Source organism: Pseudomonas sp. JV414, from assembly GCF_032424305.1.
Taxonomy (GTDB): domain Bacteria; phylum Pseudomonadota; class Gammaproteobacteria; order Pseudomonadales; family Pseudomonadaceae; genus Aquipseudomonas; species Aquipseudomonas lini.
In genome coordinates this window covers 1,080,019-1,102,143 of sequence record NZ_VYKC01000022.1, presented here as the reverse complement: position 1 = coordinate 1,102,143, position 22,125 = coordinate 1,080,019, and the positions used below count along the sequence as shown (strand labels likewise).

The 22,125-nt window shown below is 60.0% G+C and carries 18 protein-coding genes; 5 read left to right on the top strand and 13 right to left on the bottom strand.

What is annotated here, in order from left to right; genetic code table 11:
• Positions 1-87 precede the first annotated feature (87 nt).
• From F6R97_RS29010 to F6R97_RS29000, 3 genes are all read right to left on the bottom strand, one after another.
• Positions 88-1,668 carry an aldehyde dehydrogenase (NADP(+)) gene (locus F6R97_RS29010; RefSeq protein ID WP_315867528.1) on the bottom strand — a complete coding sequence of 527 codons (1,581 nt, stop codon included), beginning with the start codon at positions 1,666-1,668 and terminating at the stop codon, positions 88-90.
• A 10-nt stretch (positions 1,669-1,678) separates the two neighbouring features.
• Positions 1,679-2,671 carry an AraD1 family protein gene (araD1, locus tag F6R97_RS29005; protein ID WP_315867527.1) on the bottom strand — a complete coding sequence of 331 codons (993 nt, stop codon included), beginning with the start codon at positions 2,669-2,671 and terminating at the stop codon, positions 1,679-1,681.
• Between the two features lie 151 nt (positions 2,672-2,822).
• Positions 2,823-4,145: an MFS transporter gene (locus F6R97_RS29000; RefSeq protein ID WP_315867526.1), complete on the bottom strand. Its 1,323-nt coding sequence runs from the start codon at positions 4,143-4,145 to the stop codon at positions 2,823-2,825.
• 193 nt (positions 4,146-4,338) lie between these two features.
• Between F6R97_RS29000 and F6R97_RS28995 the strand changes: the two genes are divergently transcribed.
• Together F6R97_RS28995 and F6R97_RS28990 are read left to right on the top strand one after the other, a co-directional pair.
• Positions 4,339-6,075 (top strand): IlvD/Edd family dehydratase, encoded by a 1,737-nt coding sequence (locus F6R97_RS28995; RefSeq protein ID WP_038984086.1) that lies wholly within the window; start codon positions 4,339-4,341, stop codon positions 6,073-6,075.
• Between the two features lie 207 nt (positions 6,076-6,282).
• Complete coding sequence (locus F6R97_RS28990; RefSeq protein WP_032835696.1) at positions 6,283-7,002, top strand: FadR/GntR family transcriptional regulator; 720 nt, start codon at positions 6,283-6,285, stop codon at positions 7,000-7,002.
• 174 nt (positions 7,003-7,176) lie between these two features.
• Here F6R97_RS28990 and F6R97_RS28985 read toward each other — a convergent pair whose 3' ends face one another.
• From F6R97_RS28985 to F6R97_RS28950, 8 genes are all read right to left on the bottom strand, one after another.
• Entirely contained in the window at positions 7,177-9,561 is a 2,385-nt protein-coding gene (locus F6R97_RS28985) for an efflux RND transporter permease subunit (RefSeq protein WP_305421540.1), read from the bottom strand.
• Between the two features lie 28 nt (positions 9,562-9,589).
• The gene (locus F6R97_RS28980) at positions 9,590-10,657 is read right to left on the bottom strand and encodes a WD40/YVTN/BNR-like repeat-containing protein (RefSeq protein ID WP_038984089.1); all 1,068 of its coding nucleotides are present in this window, start codon (positions 10,655-10,657) and stop codon (positions 9,590-9,592) included.
• A 971-nt stretch (positions 10,658-11,628) separates the two neighbouring features.
• On the bottom strand, positions 11,629-14,286 hold the full coding sequence (gene pepN / locus F6R97_RS28975; protein ID WP_315867525.1) for an aminopeptidase N: 2,658 nt from the start codon (positions 14,284-14,286) through the stop codon (positions 11,629-11,631).
• Between the two features lie 10 nt (positions 14,287-14,296).
• Positions 14,297-15,127 (bottom strand): DUF2797 domain-containing protein, encoded by an 831-nt coding sequence (locus F6R97_RS28970; protein ID WP_315867524.1) that lies wholly within the window; start codon positions 15,125-15,127, stop codon positions 14,297-14,299.
• Positions 15,124-15,384, bottom strand: a complete 261-nt coding sequence (locus F6R97_RS28965; protein ID WP_038984092.1) for a YeaC family protein — start codon at positions 15,382-15,384, stop codon at positions 15,124-15,126. The genes F6R97_RS28970 and F6R97_RS28965 overlap by 4 nt, the downstream gene beginning before the upstream one ends.
• 30 nt (positions 15,385-15,414) lie before the next feature.
• The gene (locus F6R97_RS28960) at positions 15,415-16,287 is read right to left on the bottom strand and encodes a rhomboid family intramembrane serine protease (RefSeq protein WP_315867523.1); all 873 of its coding nucleotides are present in this window, start codon (positions 16,285-16,287) and stop codon (positions 15,415-15,417) included.
• A complete protein-coding gene (locus F6R97_RS28955; protein WP_173667547.1) occupies positions 16,284-17,258 on the bottom strand; it encodes a metallophosphoesterase in 975 nt (324 codons plus the stop codon). The genes F6R97_RS28960 and F6R97_RS28955 overlap by 4 nt, the downstream gene beginning before the upstream one ends.
• Positions 17,255-18,145 carry an NAD(+) kinase gene (locus F6R97_RS28950; RefSeq protein WP_030130396.1) on the bottom strand — a complete coding sequence of 297 codons (891 nt, stop codon included), beginning with the start codon at positions 18,143-18,145 and terminating at the stop codon, positions 17,255-17,257. Before F6R97_RS28950 ends, F6R97_RS28955 begins: the two co-directional genes overlap by 4 nt.
• A 265-nt stretch (positions 18,146-18,410) precedes the next feature.
• Here F6R97_RS28950 and F6R97_RS28945 point away from each other — a divergent pair, with 265 nt between their 5' ends.
• Positions 18,411-19,361: a DUF1853 family protein gene (locus F6R97_RS28945; protein WP_315867522.1), complete on the top strand. Its 951-nt coding sequence runs from the start codon at positions 18,411-18,413 to the stop codon at positions 19,359-19,361.
• 213 nt (positions 19,362-19,574) lie between these two features.
• Here F6R97_RS28945 and F6R97_RS28940 read toward each other — a convergent pair whose 3' ends face one another.
• A complete protein-coding gene (locus F6R97_RS28940; protein WP_038984096.1) occupies positions 19,575-20,135 on the bottom strand; it encodes an NADPH-dependent FMN reductase in 561 nt (186 codons plus the stop codon).
• A gap of 184 nt (positions 20,136-20,319) precedes the next feature.
• On the opposite strand from F6R97_RS28940, the gene F6R97_RS28935 reads away from it, so the two are divergent.
• Positions 20,320-20,556: a hypothetical protein gene (locus F6R97_RS28935; RefSeq protein WP_052964268.1), complete on the top strand. Its 237-nt coding sequence runs from the start codon at positions 20,320-20,322 to the stop codon at positions 20,554-20,556.
• Positions 20,557-20,644: 88 nt separating this feature from the next.
• Positions 20,645-21,538: a LysR family transcriptional regulator gene (locus F6R97_RS28930; protein WP_315867521.1), complete on the top strand. Its 894-nt coding sequence runs from the start codon at positions 20,645-20,647 to the stop codon at positions 21,536-21,538.
• Here F6R97_RS28930 and F6R97_RS28925 read toward each other — a convergent pair.
• Positions 21,504-22,118, bottom strand: a complete 615-nt coding sequence (locus F6R97_RS28925) for a GNAT family N-acetyltransferase (RefSeq protein WP_038984099.1) — start codon at positions 22,116-22,118, stop codon at positions 21,504-21,506. The genes F6R97_RS28930 and F6R97_RS28925 overlap by 35 nt on opposite strands.
• Positions 22,119-22,125: the final 7 nt, after the last annotated feature.

Below are 22,125 nucleotides of genomic sequence, written 5' to 3'. Positions count from 1 at the left end.
GTACCAAAGATTTTGTGAGTGCTACGCACTCAAACGGGGGCAAGCCCCCTCGCCACAGTCCGCTCCCACAGGGACTGCGTTCAACCGTTAGAGAGCTTCGCGCGATGGCTTGCCATCGACCAGGCGCTGGATGCGCAGCGGATTGCCATTTTTCAGTGCTTCCGGCAGCAGGCTGTCGGGGTAGTTCTGGAAGCACACCGGGCGCAGGAAACGGTCGATGGCCAGGGTCCCCACCGACGTGCCTCGCGCATCGGAAGTCGCCGGATACGGCCCGCCATGAACCATCGAGTCACAGACTTCCACGCCGGTCGGATAGCCGTTGAGCAGGATCCGCCCGACCTTCTGTTCCAACAATGGTGTCAGCTCGCCGAACTGTTCGAAGTCCGCCGGCTCACCAATAAGGGTCGCCGTCAGTTGCCCATGCAAGCCGTTCAACGCAGCACTGAGTTGCGCCTGATCCACCACTTCGACGAACACCGTGGTCGGCCCAAACACTTCCTCTTGCAGCACTTCATCGCCATCGAGCAACAGGCTGACATTGGCCTTGAACAGCTGCGGTTGCGCCTGATTGCCTTGTTGCGGGTTACCAGCCAAGTGCTCGATTTTCGGATGCGCGAGGAGCTTCTGCAGGCCTTTGTCATAGCCGCCCAACGTACCGGCATTGAGCATGGTTTGCGCCGGTTGGTCGCCAATCAGGCCCGCCACCTGCTGCACGAACGCGCTGAACTGCGGCGAACGAATGCCGATCACCAACCCCGGATTGGTACAGAACTGACCACAACCCTGGACCACCGACGCCGTGAGGTCACGGGCGACACTTTCAGCTCGAGCTTCCAGCGCTTGAGGCAGCACGATCACCGGGTTGATGCTCGACATCTCGGCAAACACCGGAATCGGCTGCGCACGTGTCGCGGCCATGTCGCACAGCGCACGGCCACCCTTCAGTGAGCCGGTAAAACCGACTGCCTGAATCGCCGGGTGCTTGACCAGCGCTTCACCCACCCCGCCGCCGTAGATCATGTTGAACACACCGGCGGGCATGGCGGTTTTCTCGGCGGCGCGGATCACGGCGTCGGCCACCCATTCAGCGGTTGCCATATGGCCACTGTGGGCCTTGAACACCACCGGGCAGCCGGCGGCCAATGCCGAAGCGGTGTCGCCGCCCGCCGTGGAAAACGCCAGCGGAAAGTTACTCGCGCCAAACACGGCGACCGGCCCTAGGCCGATGCGGTACTGACGCAGGTCCGGACGCGGCAAAGGCGTACGTTCTGGCAGCGCACGATCAATCCGCGCCCCATAGAAATCACCGCGCCGCAGCACCTTGGCGAACAGACGCATCTGGCCACTGGTGCGCCCACGCTCACCTTGAATACGGCCGGCTGGCAACGCGGTTTCGCGGCAGACCACGGCGACAAAATCATCGCCCAACGCGTCCAGCTCATCGGCAATCGCATCGAGGAATTGCGCACGTCGTTCGGCGCTCAGGCTGCGATAGGTTGGGTAAGCAGCGGCGGCAGCCTTCGCGGCGGCGTCAACTTCTTCAAGGGTGGCCTGATAGAAATCGTGGGGCAAAGCCTCGCCAGTGCTGGCATCGACGCTCTGGAGTTTGACGGTGCCGGTAGCGCTGCGCTGACCGCCAATGTAGTTGTGACCAAGAATCCGGGTCATGGGTGCCTCCTTAAAGTGTGCCGACGGTGCCAGGTTCAAACGCCGCCTCAACGGGCTCTATGCCGTTGATCAACGACGCGCCGAACTCGGCCTGACTGATCTCGAACACGTCACCCGGTTGGGTGCGAATGCCATCGGCGAAGGACAGGGTCGCGGTGCCGAAGAAGTGAATGTGCACGTCGCCGGGGCGCAGGAACTGGCTGTATTTGAAATGGTGGTATTCGAGGTTTTCCAGGCTGTGGCACATGTTCGCTTCGCCACTGAGGAATTCGTTCTGCCACAGCACTTCACCATCGCGCAGAATGCGACTGGTGCCGGCCAGATGCTGAGGCAGTTCGCCGACCCGAAGCTCCGGACCATAGCTGCAACTGCGCAATTTCGAATGGGCCAGGTAGAGGTAATTCTTGCGCTCCATCACATGATCGGAGAACTCGTTGCCCACCGCGAAACCGAGGCGATATGGTTTTCCGTCGTGGCCGATTACATAGAGACCGCTGAGCTCGGGTTCCTCCCCGGCATCTTCGGCAAACGGCGGCAGCGGGAACGGTTTGCCCGGTCGCACAACGATGCTGCCGTCGCCCTTGTAGAACCACTCCGGTTGCACGCCAGCTTGGCCGGTCGCGGGTTTACCGCCCTCCACGCCCCACTTGAAGATGCGCATGGTGTCGGTCATGGCGGTTTCGTCGCCGGCCTGCTGATGCATTTTGTCCCGGGCCGAAGCGCTGCCCAAATGAGTCAGACCGGTGCCGCTGATCAGCATATGCGCCGGGTCCGGGTGATCCAGCGGTGGGAGGATTTGCAGATTGGCCAGCAGCGCTGAATAGTCGTGGCTGATTCCCAGCCCCAGGGTTTGAACCTGTTGCTCAAGATTGACGCCCGCCTCGATCGCCGCCAGCGCCAGATCCCGCACCGAGCGCGCATCCCGCACTTCGCGCACCAGGCCGTCCTCGACCACGCCGACGCGGCGTTCGCCGTTACTCAATTCGAACTGAACTAAACGCATGATTTTCTCCTGTAAAACAATTCTTCAAAACACCGCAGAACCCATGTGGGAGCGGGCTTGCTCGCGAAGAGGCCATCACATTCAACATCACTGGTGACTGACACGACGCCTTCGCGAGCAAGCCCGCTCCCACATTTGAATTGTGTTGACCTCAGATACGGGTAGCTCCACGCGCACTGGCCGCAAACTCATCGACCGGCAGCACGTGCTTACGCTCCAGCAGCCGATAAACCACACCCGTCAGCACCAGGCCGAACACCATCACGCAGGACAGGAAGTACAACCCCGACGCCAGATTGCCGGTGTATTCCTTCAACGCACCAATCACGAACGGGCCGATGTAGCCACCAAGGTTGCCCACCGAGTTGATCAACGCGATCCCCGCCGCCGCACTGGCGCCGGCGAAGAAGCGACCCGGCAAGGTCCAGAACACCGCTGTGCAGGAAAACAGCGCGAACGCCACCAGGCACAGCGCCGCCAATTGCAGCACCGGCACCGTCAGCCAGGCGCTGAGGAACAGACCGATGGCACCCAACACATACAGCACCGCCAAATGGCCATAGCGATCATTCAAGCGATCAGAACTGCGCGGAATAATCAGCAAACCGATGATCCCGAAGATGTACGGCACCGATGACACGAAACCGGTCACCAGATCAGTGCCACCGAACTGCTTGATCAACGTCGGCAACCACAAACCGAGACCGTAGATGCTCAGGGTCACCGGCAGATAGAACAGCGCCAGCAGCAACACGCGTTTGTCCTTCAGCGCGTGCAGTGGATTGCCGTGGCGGGTCTGGCCGTACACCTCCAGGTCCTTTTTCAGCTCGCCGGTCAGCCAGTCTTTCTCAGACTGATCCATCCATTTCACCTGTTGCGGGCCGTCCGGGAGGTAACGCAGCACTGGCCAGGTCAGCAGGATCGCAGGCGTACCGATGACGATGAACAACCACTGCCAACCGTGCAGCCCAAGAATCCCGTCCATGCCCAGCAAGCCGCCGGACACCGGGCCGGTGATCATCATCGCGATGGGTTGGGAAAGGATGAACAACCCGAGGATCTTGCCGCGATGGCGGATCGGGAACCATTGGGTGATGTAGTACAGAACGCCCGGGAAGAACCCGGCTTCGGCCGCGCCGAGCAGAAAGCGCATCACATAGAAGCTGTTCGGTCCCTGGACGAACGCCATGCCGATGGTGATGGCGCCCCATGTGAGCATGATCCGCGCGAACCAGCGCCGGGCGCCGAAGCGGTCGAGCATCAGGTTGCTGGGGATTTCCAGCAGGAAATAGCCAATGAAGAACAGCCCGGCCCCCAAGCCATAAGCCGCGTCACCCAGGCCGATGTCGGCGCCCATGTGCAGCTTGGCGAAACCGACCGCGGAGCGATCCACATAGGCGATCAGGTACAGCAGGATCAGGAAGGGAATCAGTTTCAGCGTGATGCGACGAATAAGCCGCAGTTCCTGGCTCATGAGTTCGGTCTCCGATTGTTGTTGTTATAGAACCTCGGGGGACGCCTCTCGCAGAAAACCGCCAGGGCCATCCCTCCGTTGAAAACGACTATATAGTAATACTATTTAACCAACAACACTTCCAAACGGCCGAAATTGCGCTTATGTTACGCCGTAGCTCGAACTATATAGTCATACAATAAGAGAACCGATCATGTCTGATAAGAAACCCACCCTGCGCTCCGCCCAATGGTTTGGCACCGCCGACAAGAACGGCTTCATGTACCGCAGCTGGATGAAGAATCAGGGCATCGCCGACCATCAGTTCCACGGCAAGCCGATCATCGGCATCTGCAACACCTGGTCGGAACTGACCCCGTGCAACGCGCATTTCCGGCAGATCGCCGAGCACGTCAAGCGCGGGGTGATCGAAGCCGGCGGCTTTCCAGTGGAATTCCCGGTGTTCTCCAACGGAGAGTCGAACCTGCGCCCCACCGCGATGCTCACCCGCAACCTGGCGAGCATGGACGTCGAGGAAGCGATTCGCGGTAACCCGATCGATGGCGTGGTACTGCTTACCGGCTGCGACAAAACCACCCCAGCGTTGCTGATGGGCGCGGCCAGTTGCGACGTGCCGGCGATCGTCGTCACCGGTGGCCCGATGCTCAACGGCAAGCACAAGGGCCAGGACATCGGCTCGGGCACGGTGGTCTGGCAGCTCAGCGAACAGGTCAAGGCGGGCACCATCACCATCGATGATTTCCTCGCGGCCGAGGGCGGCATGTCGCGCTCGGCCGGTACCTGCAACACCATGGGCACCGCCTCGACCATGGCCTGCATGGCCGAAGCACTGGGCACTTCCCTGCCCCACAACGCGGCGATTCCGGCGGTCGACGCACGCCGTTATGTGTTGGCACACATGTCCGGTATGCGCGCGGTGGAGATGGTGCGCGAAGATTTGAAACTGTCGAAGATCCTCACCAAGGAAGCCTTCGAGAACGCCATCCGGGTGAACGCCGCCATCGGCGGTTCGACCAACGCGGTGATCCACTTGAAAGCCATCGCCGGGCGCATCGGCGTCGAGCTGGACCTGGATGACTGGACCCGCATCGGTCGCGGCATGCCGACCATCGTCGACCTGCAACCCTCCGGGCGCTTCCTGATGGAAGAGTTCTACTACGCCGGCGGCTTGCCCGCAGTGCTGCGTCGCCTCGGCGAAGCCAACCTGATTCCGAACCCGAATGCCCTCACCGTCAATGGCAAAACCATCGGCGAAAACACCAAGGACGCGCCGATCTACGGCCAGGACGAAGTGATCCGCACCCTCGACAACCCGATCCGTGCCGACGGCGGCATCTGCGTGTTGCGCGGCAACCTGGCGCCACTCGGTGCGGTGCTCAAGCCCTCCGCCGCGAGTGCCGAATTGATGCAACACCGTGGCCGTGCGGTGGTGTTCGAGAACTTCGACATGTACAAGGCGCGGATCAACGATCCGGAACTGGACGTGGATGCCAATTCGATTCTGGTGATGAAAAACTGTGGTCCGAAGGGTTATCCGGGCATGGCCGAAGTCGGCAACATGGGATTACCGGCCAAGCTGCTGGCCCAGGGCGTGACCGACATGGTGCGGATTTCCGACGCACGCATGAGCGGCACCGCGTACGGCACGGTAGTTCTGCATGTGGCACCGGAAGCGGCGGCTGGCGGGCCTTTGGCGACAGTGAAGGAAGGCGACTGGATCGAGCTTGATTGCGCCAACGGGCGTTTGCACCTGGATATTCCGGATGCAGAGCTGGCGGCGCGCATGGCGGATTTGCAGCCACCACAGCAATTGATCGTGGGCGGTTATCGTCAGTTGTACATCGACCATGTGCTGCAAGCGGATCAGGGTTGCGACTTCGATTTCCTGGTCGGGTGCCGAGGATCCGAGGTACCGCGTCACTCTCACTGACATCATCAACCTAATGTGGGAGCGGGCTTGCTCGCGAAGAGGCCATCACATTCAACATTGATGTTGACTGATAGTCCGCCTTCGCGAGCAAGCCCGCTCCCACATTTAATCCCCATATGGTTCAGGACTGTGCTTGCTCTGGCGACCGTCCTCGCCGCGCCTGCTATCATGCGCGGCACCCCATCGCACAGGATCGCGCCGTTCCCCATGGATTACCGCAAACCCTCCGACCGCAAAAGCATGCACTCGCGCATCGTCCAGGAACTGGGCATGCAGATCGTCTCGGGACGGTTCAAACCGGACGACAAACTGCCCGCCGAAGCCCTGCTGTGCGAGGAATACGCGGTCAGCCGGCCGGTGCTACGCGAAGCCACCCGGGTGCTGGTCGCCAAGGGCCTGGTGTATTCCCGTCCGCGGGTCGGCACGGTGGTCAAGCAGCGCAAGGAATGGCACATGCTTGACCCGGACGTGCTGCATTGGCTGATGCAAAGCAGCCCGCAAAATGAATTCTTTGATCTGCTGACCAGCGTGCGCAGCATCATCGAACCGGCCGCCGCCGCGTTGGCCGCGCAGTTCGCCACCGACGAAGACATCGCCTCTATCGGTGAGGCCTACCAACGCATGGAAGCGGCGCCAACCCCGGAAGCCTTGTTGCAGCCGGACCTGGATTTCCACAGCCGCATCGCCGACGCGACGCATAACGACTTGCTGGCGAACCTGTGCAACATGTTGTCGGTGGCGATTGCCGAAGCCTTGAAGCACTCCAACCAACGGCCGAACCTGCATGAATTGGCGATGCCACGGCACAAGGCGATCCTGACCGCTATCGAGAATCGTGATGCGCTGGGCGCGCGGCATGCGACGCTGGTGCAGCTGGATGATGCGCGTAGTGCGCTGAATGTGGTGTTGGGAACTGATCCCTCATAACCACCACTGAACCCTGTGGGAGCGGGCTTGCCCGCGATTGCGCAGTGTCAGTCGATACAAATGTTGAATGTTAAGCCGTCATCGCGGGCAAGCCCGCTCCCACAGGGGCTGGTGTGAACTTGAGATATAAAAAAGCCGCAACCTTGGTTGCGGCTTTTTAGTTTCAGCAACCGGTCAGTGAGCAAACAGCGAGTTGCCCTTCTGCCCTGCCAGTTTCTCCGGCTTGATCAGGAACCGTGCCAGCGCTGGCAGCAGCCACAAGGCGCCGAACATGTTCCAGAGCAGCATGAAGGTCAGCATCAGGCCCATGTCAGCCTGGAACTTGATCGCCGAGAAGATCCAGGTGCACACGCCGATCGCCAGGCACAGACCGGTGAACAACACGGCTTTACCGGTGGACTTCAGCGTCTGGTAGTACGCCTCTTGCAGCGGCAGACCGGCACGCAGGAAGCTTTCCAGACGGCTGTAGATGTAGATCCCGTAATCCACGCCAATCCCCACTCCGAGCGCTACCACCGGCAAGGTCGCCACTTTCACGCCGATGCCCATGAATGCCATCAATGCGTTGCCGAGGACCGAGGTCAGCACCAGCGGCAGCACGATGCACAAGGTCGCCGCCCAGGAACGGAAGGTGATCATGCACATGGTCGCGACACAGATGTACACCAGAATCAGAATGGTCAGTTCGGAGCGTTTGATCACCTCGTTGGTGGCCGCTTCGATCCCGGCATTACCGGCGGCAAGGATGAATTCCAGGCCTTCCTTGTTGTTCTCTTTGGCGAAGTCCTGCACCGCATGCACGGCGCGATCCAGGGTTTCGGCCTTGTGGTCATTGAGGAACACCAACACCGGTGCCAGAGAGCAATTGTTGTTGTACAGGCCATCGGCACGGGCGATGGAGTTGTTCAGCACGTCCGGGTTGCGCGACAGGGTTTCCCATTTCAGGTTGCCCTCGTTCATGCCCTTGATCATCTGCTTGGACACGGTCACCAGCGAGATCGCCGACTGCACGCCCTCGGTGTTCTGCATTTTCCACATCAGCTCGTCGATCGGCGCCATGGCTTCATAGCGCGAGCAACCTTCGGACTTGGTCTTGACCATCACCACCAATACATCGGAACTGGTGGAGTAGTTATTGATGATGAAGCTGTTGTCCTTGTTGTAACGCGAGTCCGGACGCAGTTCCGGCGCGCCCTGGTCGAGGTCGCCGATTTTCAGGTTCTGGCTGTACCAGAGGCCACCACCGAAAGCGATCAGCGCCAGGGCAATGGAAATCGGTGCGACTTTCGGGCTGGCAAAGTTCGACAGCAGACGCCAGAAAGGATGCTCGCGGTGCGCGTCTTTCTTGCTGCGTTCGACCGCGCGTTTGCTGATACCGACGTAGGAAATCGCCACCGGCAGCAGAATCAGGTTGGTGAACACGATCACCGCCACGCCGATGGAGGCGCCGATGGCCAGTTCACGAATCACGCCAATGTCGATGATCAACAGCGTGATGAAGCCCACCGCATCCGCGAGGATCGCGATCATCCCCGGCAGAAACAGCTGACGGAAAGTGCGACGTGCCGCTGTCAGCGCGTTCTCCGCCTCGCTGGACTGCAAGGCGATGCCGTTGATTTTCTGCACGCCGTGGGAAATCCCGATGGCGAAGATCAGGAACGGCACCAGCATCGAGTACGGGTCAAGCCCGAAGCCGAAGAAGTGCATCAAACCCAGCTGCCAGACCACCGCCACCAACGTGGTACTCAACACCGCCACGGTGCTGCGCATGCAGTGGGTGAACCAGTACAGCAGGATCAGGGTAATGACGAAAGCGACGCCGAAGAACATCACCACCATGACCAACCCATCGATCAGGTCGCCGACTTTCTTGGCGAACCCGACAATGTGGATCTTCACGTTGGGGTTTTGGGCTTCGAACTTGTTGCGGATCTTGTCTTCGAGTTCGTGAGAGAACTTGCGGTAGTCCAGCGCCAGCAACTTGCCCTGATCCTGCGGGTCCGGGTAGGACTCCAGCAGCGGGATATCGACGATGCTCGACTTGAAGTCGTTGGCCACCAGGCGCCCGACTTGCCCGGACTTGAGCACGTTGTTACGCAACAGGTCGAGGCTTTGCTGGGAGCCGTTATAGCTCTGGGGAATCACTTCACCACCGGCGAAGCCCTCCTCCGTCACCTCGGTCCAGCGCACGCTCGGGCTCCACAACGACTTGAGGCCGGAACGGTCGACGCCGGAAATGTAGAACACCTCGTCGTTGATCTGACGCAGGGTCTCCATGTATTCCTTGGAGAAGATGTCGCCATCGGTGGCTTCCACGGAAATCCGCACCGTGTTGCCCAGGTTCGCCAGATCGTTGCGGTGCTCCATCATTTTTTCAATGAACGGATGCTCGAGCGGGATCATTTTTTCGAAACTGGTGGACGGCCGGATCAACGTGGCCTGCCAGAACAGGAAAATACTGACCAGCAGGCAGATGACGATGACTGCCGGGCGGTTGTTGAAAATCAGGCGTTCAAGAAACGTCGCCTTGTCCTGATGAGGAGTGCTTAAGGATGTCATAGACCCGCCTTCTTATTATTTGCCCGGCTCATTTGGACGACCCGTTTTTTCCATTCTCTGCGCCGGTGGGCGAAGTGACGCGAACGCCACCCTGTCCAGCCAGAATCAGATTACCGTTGCCTGCCGCAGTCACCGCCGAGACGGAGATGCGATCCGGACGATTGAACACGCTGAAGGTTTCGCCGTCGTCGGTGCTGCGAATCACGCTGCCGCCATTGCCGACGATCACGATGGAACCGTCATCGAGCAATGTAGCGCCGGACAGACCGAACTCCAGTGCACCGCGTGTAGCCTTGAGTTCGACCTGCTCCCAAGTGCTGCCGAAATCCGTGGAACGGTAGAGATTGCCGCGCAACCCATAGGCCAGCAGCGTGGCCGGTTGCGCAGTGCCAATCACACCGAACAGCGAGCCTTCATAAGGGCCTTCAAGCCTTTCCCAGGTCTGCCCATCATCGGCGGAGCGGAACATGCTGCCCTGTTCGCCGACGATGAAAATGCCGGAATCCTTGACCGCTGCAATGGCATTGAGGTGGTACTGGTCTTCGTTGTCGAGGCGATCGCTGACGTTTTCCCAGTTTTTACCGCCATCGGTGGTTTCCAGCAAGGCACCGTAAGCGCCCACGGCAAAGCCGCTGTTAACGTCCTTGAACCAGACGTCGAGCAGCGGCGATTCACGTGTCAGGTCTTCGAATTGTTTGGTCCAGGTGATGCCGCCGTCTTCGCTGGCGAGGATCTGTGCGTCATGGCCAACGGCCCAGCCGTGTTTGTCATCGACAAAAAACACCGCCGTCAGCAGTTGCCGGGTTGGCACCTTGGCCTGGGTCCAGGTCACGCCCTGGTCATCGGAATACAGAATGTGCCCGCGATCGCCGACCGCCACCAGGCGTTTGCCGGCGTGTACGACATCGAGCATCAGGCCTTTGCTGGCCTTGGCGGATTCAACGGAATAAACCACATCGGCGGCCGACGCGGCAGCGGCCAGCGCAGGCGCCGACAGCACGGTACAGCCCAACAGCGAGAGCGCTGTAGCCAGCAACGCGAACCTGCGTAACGCCGGCGGGCGGCCAATACTCACACCCATGACAGGCTCACTCATAGACCTTCCCTCACATTATTATTGTTAGGTCGTTCAACCCTTCAGGGCGCCGTAAGGGATGCGCATCGGGATTGACCTATTCAGGAGCATAGTCCTGAAACCCGCAATCCAGAGCCCCTTCGGAAGCTGGCTTATCCTATCGGGGTTTGGAAAGGTCTGACAATCGACGCCACGTTATGTTTTGTTAACTGGAGGGAGATGGGTTGTAGGTGAATGAGGGGGTATTCGGAGGGGTGATTGGGGTTTGGGGTACATATCCGTTTCTGCGGTCACGGCGGCTATTGGTTTCGCTTTTACAGCGAGTCACTTTCGAAAAGCGCGAAAGTAACCAAAGCGCTTTTGCCCCTGTCGTTCGGTGCCTCGCCCAGGCTCGGCATGCCCTCGCTCCGGTCTCTCGAGGGGGCGAGTACCGCAACAGCAAAAGCGAGGCGGCCTACCGGCCGGCCTGATTGGAAGCGCGTGCGCATTTTTCCCGTAGGAGCTGCCGAAGGCTGCGATCTTTTGATTTTGCTTTGGCTTTGGATCTTGATCTACCCGCCCCTTCGGGAGGCTGAGTGGAGGTGTTCATCTGGGGATTGGCGCGCAGCGCCGTTCGACGCAGTCGAATCCATCGCATGTAGGTCGTAGCGAAGCAGACCGTAGGGCTATGCCCCCAGATGGATACCGGAGCGAAGGAACGCCGAGCCTTAGCGAGGGGCCGTACGCTTGGGGCGAGACCTTTTGGGTACTTTTGGGGCGTTTGCCAAAAGTGCCTCGCCGTAAGGGCGAAACCATTAGCAGCCGTTACCGCAGAAACGGATATGTACACCATCAAAAATCCCGGTCGGCTATCAGGCCGCCATCGCAGGCAAGCCAGCTCCCACAATTTGATCGGTGTGCATCTGCAAGAAACAGGTCGGCTATCAGGCCGCCTTCGCGAGCAAGCCCGCTCCCACAGGGTCCAAGTGAACCCTGAGGGAGCAAGGCCAAACTCAGGCCAGGCTTTTGCTGACCACTTCAAACACATCGCTGGACAGTTGCCCCGAAGCGCGAATCCGCTCCAGTTCGCCTTTCATCAACGCCTGACGAGCGCTGTCGTATTTGCGCCAGCGAGTCAGCGGCGCCAGTTGGCGAGAGGCGATCTGCGGGTTAAACCCGTTCAGCTCGATCACCAGATCCGCCAGGAACCGATATCCGGAACCATCGGCGGCGTGGAAGTTGATCAGGTTCTGCCCGGCAAACGCGCCGATCAGTGCCCGCACCTTGTTCGGGTTCTTGATGGTGAACGCCGGGTGTTGCATCAAGGCTTTGACCCGTTCCAGACCACCCGGCAATGTGCTGCCGGCCTGAACGCTGAACCACTGATCCATGACCAGCGGATTGTCCTTGAAGTGCTCGGCGAAGGTCGCCAACGCCGTGGCTTTCTGCTCTTCGAACGGCGAATTCACCACCACCGCCAACGCCGTCAGACGCTCGGTCATGTTGTCGCTGGTGTCGAACTGTTCAAGGGTTGCCGCCAACACTTCCGGCTTGCCGCTGAGCATCAGGTACGACAGCGCAATGTTTTGCAGCGCGCGGCGGGCGAAATGCTCGGCTTCGGCCACATACGGTGTTTTCTTCGAGAGATCGCGATTGGCCTGATAACGCAGCCACAATGCCTCGAACAAACCTTCAGCCAATTGCTTACGGGCAAACTCGCGGGCCGTGTGAATGGCGTCTACGTCAGCCACTTCACTGATCTCGGTCAGATACGCCTCGCCCGGCAACGAAAGCATTTCGGCGACCATGGCCTGATCCAGCGTATCGTCGGACAGCACAGTACGCAGTGCTGAAACCAAACGCTGATCCAGCACCAGCGTTTCGCCCTTCTGTTGCTGTTCGATCAACTCTTGCAGCACTTGCACCGACAATTGCTGACCGGCATCCCAGCGGTTGAAACCGTCGCTGTCGTGCTGCATCAGGAACATCAGCTGATCGCGGTCGTACGGGAAGCTCAGTTTCACTGGCGCCGAGAAGCCGCGCAGCAACGAAGGCAGCGGCTTTTCAGCAATATCGACGAAGGTGAAGGTTTGCTCGGCTTCAGTCACCGAAATAACCCGCGAAGTGCCTTGAGCACTGGTTTCACCGGAAAGACGCAGGGCAATCTCACCACCCTTGCTGTCCAGCAGACCCAGTTCCACCGGAATCACGAACGGCAGTTTTTCCACCTTGTCCGGGGTTTCCGGGCAGCTCTGGCGGAAGGTCAGGCTGTAGGTTTTCGCAGCGGTGTCGTAAGACTCGCTCACCGCCAAACGCGGTGTGCCGGCCTGGCTGTACCAGCGTTTGAATTGAGTCAGGTCAACGCCGTTGGCGTCTTCCATGGCCTTGATGAAGTCGTCGCAGGTCACGGCCTGGCCGTCATGGCGTTCGAAGTACAGGTCGCTACCTTTGCGGAAGCCTTCGGCGCCAAGCAAGGTGTGGATCATGCCGACCACTTCCGAACCCTTTTCGTACACGGTCAGGGTGTAGAAGTTGGAAATCTCGATGAAGCTGTCCGGGCGCACGGCGTGAGCCATCGGGCCGGCGTCTTCGGCGAACTGGTGGGTGCGCAGGTAAGCAACGTCCTGGATGCGTTTGACCGTCGCCGAGTTCATGTCGGCGGAGAAGCCGGAATCGCGGAACACGGTGAAGCCTTCCTTGAGCGACAACTGGAACCAGTCGCGGCAGGTCACGCGGTTGCCCGACCAGTTGTGGAAGTATTCGTGGGCAACGATCGCTTCCACACGCTGGTGCGCGGCGTCGGTAGCGGTTTCGGCGCGGGCCAGCACGGCGCTGGAGTTGAAGATGTTGAGGCCCTTGTTCTCCATGGCGCCCATGTTGAAGTCGTTGACCGCGACGATCATGAAGATGTCCAGGTCGTACTCGCGACCGTAAACCTCTTCGTCCCAGCGCATCGACTTCTTCAGGCTGTTCATGGCGTGCTGGCACTTGTCGATGTTTTCCGGCTCGACATAGATGCGCAGCGCCACGGAGCGCTCGGTCATGGTGGTGAAGGTGTCTTCGACGCACCACAGGTCACCGGCCACCAGCGCAAACAGGTAAGCCGGTTTCTTGAACGGGTCTTCCCAGGTTGCCCAGTGCCGGCCGTCTTCGCCAGGACCTGAGGCAATCGGGTTGCCGTTGGACAGCAGCACCGGATAGCTGTGCTGCTCAGCAACCACCGTGGTGGTGAACGTGCTCATCACGTCCGGGCGGTCGAGGTAATAGGTGATCTTGCGGAAACCTTCGGCTTCACACTGGGTGCAGAACATGGTGCCGGATTTGTACAGGCCTTCCAGGGCCGTGTTGGTTTCCGGGTGGATCTTGACGCTGGTGTCGACCGTGAAGCTTGTACCCGTTGGTTGCAGGGTCAGGTGATTCTCGGTCAACTGGTAGTCGGCGGCGCTCAGCTCACGGTCGGCCAATGTCACCGACAGCAGCTCGAGTTGCTGACCGTCCAGCACCAGCGGCGGCAGGCCCGGGCCACGTTCAGGATTGCGGCGCATCACCAGTTGCGCATGGACCAGGCTGTGGTCCTCGAACAACTCGAAGGTCAGGTGCGTCTCGTCGATCAGGTACTCAGGTGCCTGATAGTCCTTCAGGTAGATCATCTTCGGTTGTTCGGTGCGCATACTGGAATCCTTACTGATGCACGGCGAGCTGGTAGGCCGTGTATTTACGAATATTGATCACGCCGGTGTCGAAAATCAGGTACTGGCCCTTGATCCCCAGCAGCGTGCCTTCGGCAATCGGGTTCTTGTCCAGGTTGAAGCTGACAATCTTGGCCGGGTATTGCTCGACCGGATAGCGGATCTCGAGCGGTTCGACATCGGTAATGGTCTGGATTGCTTGTAGGCCAAATCGTTCCTGCAAACCTTGCAAACCTTGCGCACAACTTTCAAACAGCTGATCGCGAACCTGCGCCAGGTCCACAGATACGGCATCGCCCTTGAGTAAAGCACGCCAGTTGGTCTTGTCGGCTACCTGGCTGCGGAACAGGTCTTCGACGAAGCCCGACTGCTGGCGGGTCGCGACGCGCATGATCGGCAATGCCTGGCTGGCGCCCTGATCGAGCCAACGAGTGGGCAGCTGCGTAGCACGGGTTATGCCGACTTTGATCCCCGACGAATTGGCCAGATACACCACATGATCGGTCATGCAGAATTTTTCGCCCCACTCCGGATCGCGGCAGGTGCCAGCGTCGTAGTGGCAACGTTCCGGGCTCATGATGCAGAGGTCGCACTGCGCCAGTTTGGTCATGCACGGGTAGCAGTAACCCTGGCTGAAACTGGTTTTGGTCTTGCGTCCGCAATGGGTGCAGTGGATCGCCCCCAGGTATTCCAGGCGCACCGTGGTGCCGATCAACGGATTGACCGGTACCTCGGCGTCGCCCAGACGAAAAGCGTACTGAACGTTCGGCCCGTCAAGGCGCGCCGACATTTTGCTGATTGCACCACGGCCAATCTCGATCAATGGATGGCATCCGATTTGAACAGAATGTTTGGCACTTCGATCGACTTCGACTCGCATTCCTGCGGGCCCATGTAGCCGGTGCGCTCTTCCTCGGGCAGGTTCTGGATTTCCCAGGCGATCATCGCTTGCAGGGACAGTTCACGCTGCTCGGCGGTGAGTTTGCCACCGTCGGACCATTTGCCGATTTCCACCGCCAGTTTCAGGCTCTGGTAGATATCCGGGGTGATGTTTTTGATCATTTCGTTAAAAGAGGACATCAAGGGCTCCGCGCTCTTTAATCACATAGCTTATTTGGAGGTCAGTTTACGGCGGTTGTACAAACCGCCCAACAAACCGGTGAAGCATCCGATGAGTAACCCGCTGACGTGGGCCGCGTTGGCAATCTGGCCGAAGCCGATCATCGAGACCAGCCCCGACAGACACACCAGCAACCACACCAGCATCATCACCAACACCCCTCGAGGCAGGCGATACGCCGGATTCGGCGACAGGACCTGGAAGATCCAGCAATGCCCGAGCAGGCCGTACAGCACCCCGGACAACCCGCCAAACAGGCTCGGGCCGCTGAAAAGGTATTGGGTATAGTTGGACACCAGGCTGAACAGCAGCGTCAGGCCGATCAGGTTGATGCTGCCCTGACGCGACTCGATACGCCGCCCCAGTTCCCAGTACCACATGCCGTTCATGGCCAGGTGCAGGATGCCGAAGTGGATCAGCATCGGCGTCACCAGACGCCACCACTGCCCCGCCGCCAAGCTGTCGACCAATGGCGTGAAATGGATGTACTCGCCGACCACGCGGAAATCGAGGAACGTCAGCCAGCGTATCGTTTCGAGATTCTCGCCAAGCAGCGTCACCATCGCGACGATCAGGGTCAACAGCAGCACCAACGCCGTAGCCTTGCTGTGGCGCAATTGCTCGACGAAGCCTGGACGCTGCCGCGTCTGCGTGATCGGGATATCCAGTTGCTGATCGGGGTCGCCCGCCGGAAAGCGTTCGTACAATGAGCGCACATCTTCGCTGATGTTGGCCGGCACCCACAGCACTTGCTCGCCCGCCTCTTCGCTGACCCGATGGGGCACTTGCATGCGCTGCAGCAGTTTGACGAACCCGCTCAAATCCACCGCCAGAGGCAGACGCAATACCGCCACCGCCGTCATCGCAACACCTCCGGGCGCTCGACATCGACCCAGACAAATTTATGCGGGTCGAGACGGGTTTCCTGATCCAGACGATAAGCGACCAGTTTGCCGTAGAGCACCGCACTGTAATCCAGACACGCCAGGTTCGGGCGGATCGGCGCCGGTTTGCCGCTGCGCCAGTAGTGACCGACGAACAACAGCGGCTCATCGACGCCGTAGCGCAGCAAGTTGTCTTTTTCGCTGGACGACAGCGGCGTGCGGGCCACCGGCTCAGGCAGGGCGTCGGGCTGGAACACGATGTCTCCGTAGGTTTGCGGGTCGTCTTCCCAGAACTTGGTGCGGAAAAACGAGCGCGTCAGGCCGTCGCCGCTGGTCATGGTCAACCCGTGGGGCAAGCGCATGTCGGTGCCGCGCAACAGGCGATCGAACACGGTGCAGGCAAAACTGCCTGGCACCGCGGAGGCCTGGAGGAAGTGCTCATCGATGCAACCGTCGGGGAACAATCCGCGCAACGGCTCGATCAGGCCGGCGTCCCAACAGGCATGCACCACGCGGAAACGCCCGGCATCGACGAACAATGGCAGCTTATAGAACCATTGCAGGAAGTCATGCCATTCCGCGGGATGATCTTCGAACTGGGTCAGGGTTTCCTGAAGCAGGCGCGCGTGGCGTGGCGTATGTTCACGCACGAACTGCTGGCCACTGCCCGGCGGCGCCGGCGTGCTCCAGCCGAGGGCGTTGAATTCATGGTTGCCCATGATGCACAGCGCCTGGCCGGCCTCGACCATGTCGTGGACGATGTGCAGCGCCTCGCGAATCCGCGGGCCGCGGTCGATGATGTCGCCGAGGAACACCGCCATGCGCGACGGATGCCGCCAGACGCCAGCCTGTTTGTGGTAACCGAGCCGGTCGAGCAAGTGCTCAAGGGTCAGAGCGCAACCGTGCACGTCACCGATCAGGTCGTAGCTACGCGCGGGATCGAGCATCAGTCGCCTCCACCACCCAACTTGCTGCCCCAGCCAAGTTTGGTCCGGCAGACTTCATAGTAGTTGTGGTCCAGCGGATGAATCAGCCGCAGTTTCTGCGCTTTCTTGCTGATGGTGATGGTGTCACCGGGCGCGCAGGTGAAGTGATTCTGCCCGTCACAGGAGACTTGCGGGTAAATCTGCATATCTTTGGACACGACGATTTTCAGCTCACTATTGCCATCGACCACGATCGGCCTGCCTGACAAGGTATGGGGGTACATCGGCACAATCACAATAGCGTCGAGCTTGGGATGCATGATCGGGCCGCCCGCCGACAGTGCATAAGCGGTCGAACCGGTCGGCGTGGCGACGATCAGGCCGTCGGCCTTCTGGCTGCAGACGAACTGGCCGTCGATGTACAACTCGAACTCGATCATCCGCGTCGATTTGCCGGGGTGCAGCACCACGTCGTTCAGCGCATCGCCCTGGCCGATGGCCTCGGCGTGGCGACGGACTTCAGCTTGCAGCAGGAAGCGGTTTTCCACCAGGTAGTGGCCGTCGAGCACTTCGGCGACCTTGACTTCCAGTTCATCGGGACGAATATCGGTCAGGAATCCCAGGCTGCCCCGGTTGATGCCGAGCACCGGAATATTGTGCTTGGCCAAGGCACGGGCGGCGCCCAGCAGGCTGCCGTCACCACCGACCACAATCACCATGTCACACACTTCACCGAGCATCTTGCGCGACGAAGTTTGCAGGCCATGACCCGGCAGGACTTCGGCGATGGTGTCTTCGAGGATCACGTGCAGGTGACGATCGAGCAGAAACCGTTTCAGTCGGCGGACGGTATCCAGCACCTGAGAACTGCCCAGGCGACCGATGATGCCGATATTACGAAATTGCTCCATGGGGCTCCTAAGTTAGGGGATGTTGGCGTTCGCTGGCGGCCGCGTTGCGTGCCAACGTGCGCGAGGCTGCGTTGCGGGATTTGCCAAGGGAACAGCCATTGGCGGCATCCCGCGCCTTGCCTCGCACCCGTTGGCCCAGCAACGCGGCTCGCCACCAAACGCCAACAGCCCCTAAGGTCTGCGGCGGCGAAAAACACGATTATGGGCGAAAGCGCGGCGTAGACAAAACCCTTTCAGCCACGAGTGAAGAGGCTATGCTCGCAAGATGATCCTATTTCCAGATTTGCTCCAGTTACCTCACCAGTTGCGCCACCCTGAAGTGCGCGACCTGGCTTGGGTCATCCTCGCGCCGCCGATGCTCAGCGTCACCCCGTGGCCACAGCGTCATCCGCTGGCGGGCAGCGACTGGGTGCAGGCACCGGAGCGCCTGGAACACTGGCTCAGGCAACTGGATCGCGACAGCTACGACTTGCTGCACTGGCTGGCCCAGGCCAGAACCCGGCGCCTGGGTCTGTACTACGAGCGGCTGTGGCAATACGCCGTGCGACACGCGCCGGGTATCGAACTGATTGCCGCCAACATGCCGATCCGCCGTGAAGGCCACACCTTGGGTGAACTGGACATGCTGCTGCGTGATCGCGATGGCGTGCATCACCTGGAACTGGCGATCAAGCTCTACCTTGGGCCACAGAACGGTGACGGCCACGACACCGCGCAGTGGCTCGGACCGGGTTGTCATGATCGGCTCGACCGTAAACTGAAGCACCTGAGCCAGCATCAATTACCGATTTCCGCGCGGGCGGAGAGCCGTGCAGTGCTGGCGTCGCTGGATATCCAGCAGTTCAGTGCGCATCTGTGGCTGGGCGGTTATCTGCTCTATCCGTGGCCGGGGCAAGCCGAGCCACCCAGTGGCGCGCACCCTCAGCATTTGCGCGGTAGCTGGTTGCATCAGAAGGACTGGGCGGACTTTGTCGTGCAGCGCCCATCCGGTCGCTGGCAACCCCTGCCCCGCCATGCCTGGCTGGCGCCGGCCCATTATCCCGAAGAGCAGACCTGGGACGCTGAACAGCTGAGTGCATGGCTGAGCGACCTGGACCCGCTGGCACCTGCGCAGTTGATGGTGCGGCTGACAGAGAACGGCGAAGGCGATTGGGAAGAAGCCGAGCGGCTGTTTCTGGTGTCTGATCTTTGGCCGAATGTGCCGGGTAATGGTTGAGTTTTTGTGGTGAATGGACGGGCGTCTTCGCGGGCAAGCCTCGCTCCTACAAGGACCTTCGCCATAAGGAGATCCAATGTGGGAGCGGGCTTGCTCGCGAAAGCGGTGGGTCAGTCGATATCAATGTTGACTGTGCTGCCGTCTTCGCGAGCAAGCCCGCTCCCACAGGAATTGTGGCTGGCCACAAGAATTAATCAGCGCCACGTAAACGGGTCACTGCTTTTTATGCTGCTCAACCCACAGCGCATACGCATCGATGAATTTCTGCAAGAACGGCCTGACCGACTCCGACAACTTGCCCGCCTCGTCGAATGCTGAACCGGCGCCGCCCAGATAGGCTTCAGGCTGTTGCATACACGGCACATTGAGAAACACCATGGACTGGCGAATATTGTGGTTGGCCCCAAATCCGCCGACGGCGCCTGGTGAAACGCTGATCACCGCACCCGGCTTGCCGTTCCAGGCGCTCTTGCCGTAGGGGCGCGAACCCACGTCGATCGCATTCTTCAACGGCGCCGGCACCGAACGGTTATATTCCGGGGTTACGAACAGCACCGCGTCGGATGAGCTCACCTGTTGTCGGAAAGTGCTGTAGGCTGCCGGCGGTGACTCGCCATCGATGTCTTCGTTGTAGAGCGGCAAATCGCCGATTTCGACGATGTTCAGCTTCAGATTGGCAGGCGCCAGCTCGGCCAGCGCCAGTGCGACCTTACGGTTGATCGACGCTTTTCTCAGGCTGCCGACCAGAACGGCGATCTCGTAGACGTTGCTCATGGAAGATTCTCGACTGTCCGATGGGAAGAGCTTCTAGTTATAGATGATCAAATGACGATTCAACCAGTGGGCGACGGAAAAACGCCGCCCCTGACTATTTTTTTCCTGTAGGAAAACTTACCTCGCCCAACCACGGTCTACAGAACCGCAAATTGAGTGATTTATCTCCAGAGGTTCTAAGCAGATGGCAGCAGTACTCGTCGGTCAGTTCCATGCAAGAGACGCGGAAGGCCGCGTTTATTCCGTGCATGAGTTCCAGGAATCCACCCCGTCGCACGACGGCCTCGCCGGCTCGGTGCCTGTCACCACCTATAAGCTGGCCATTGGCGACCGGCTCAACAAACTCGACGACAACGAATTTGTGCTGGTGCAATCAGGCGTCACCCTCACTCGCGAACCTGAAACGAACGTGGCCTCATAACCCGCTGTTATGAGCAGAAGTCATATGCGCGCACTTGAGTTAGGATTCAGTGACTGACTCCCTCACCTGCTGAACATGGACTTCACGCATGCGTTTACGTCATATCGAAGTGATCCAGGCGCTCCTGCAGACCGGTCACCTGGGCACCGCCGCCGAATGGCTGCAGTTGCCGGTGGCCGAGGTTGAACGCACCCTGCGTGATGCCGAGGATCAGATGGGTTTCATGCTGTTTGCCAGCGTGCGCGGTCGCCTGCAAGCCACGCGCGAGGCGCGGGAGTTGCAGGTCGAGATCGCCCACGTCTACGAAGCCCTCGAGCCGGTCCAGCGACTGGCCAGCAGCCTCAAGCAATATTTGGCCCCGCCCCTGCGAATCATCTGCACCCCGCCGTTGGCACAACACCTGTTGCCACACAGCATCGCGGCCCTGCGCCGACGCCTCCCCGACGCACCTTGCACCCTCCTGAGCCAGCCGACCCGCGAGATTGTCAGAAGCCTGCTGCTGCGTGAAAGCGATTTGGGCCTGAGCCTGCATGACCCGGACCACGCCGATATCCATTGCCAGGTCATCGCTCAAGGCAAGCTCCAGCTGCTGGCGCCCCATGGCTGGCTGCAACCGAAACAGAAGTACATCTCGCTGCAGGACCTGGCCGGCCAGTCGATGGTCGGCCTGGAAGGTCACGATCCGTTAAGCCCGGCGCTGGACAACAAGCTGCATGCGCTGCGCCCTGCCCCGGTCATCCAGACCCGGGTCCAGACTCATCAAATGATGCGCAGCATGGTCGAGGCCGGTGAAGGCCTGGCAATCGTCGACCCATTCACCGCCCTCGGCGCCAAATCGGCTGGGCTCGATACCTGCCCCCTGGCGCCTGCCGTGCCGATCAGCGTGTATGCCTTGAGCCTCAAGACCGCCGAGCCCTCTTCGGCGGTTCAGGCGTTGCTGGACATCGTCACGGAACAAGCCGTGGCGATGTTGGCGAGCTGAGCGGGTTTTCCAGCGGATTATCGAACAGGCGATACCAGAACAGCGCCACCTCAGCGGTGTTCGGATCGATCCCGCGGTAGCGCAGATGATCGATCCCGCCGACCGTGTAACCGCAACGCTCATAAAGTCGGCAGGCCCCCAGGTTGTTGTTCTGGGTTTCCAGCATAATGCCCGGCAGTTTTTTCTTGCGGCTCCAGAACTGCGCCACGTCCAGCAGCGCCTTGGCCACGCCATGACGGCGCGCCGGCGCATGCACCGCCAATTCATCGATATGGGCGAAGCCGTTCCAGTTGGTACTGACCACTAAATGACCCACCGGCTCGTCATCCAGATAGGCCATGAAAATCTCGCTGTCAGCGGCATCGCGAAAACTGCTGAATTCCTCGGGATCGATGCCATAACACTTGCGATACGGGGTGATTGGTGTCACCGGCCACTGCAGCACCGGCTTACCGATTTGCGCGGCACCATAGGCGGCGACTTCAAAACTGAAATCACTGCCCCAGATATAAGCCGCAAACCCCTCATCGGCGACACGCACCGAGAGGCCTGGGTATTTGGGATTCATGACTGGTTGCATACTCGGA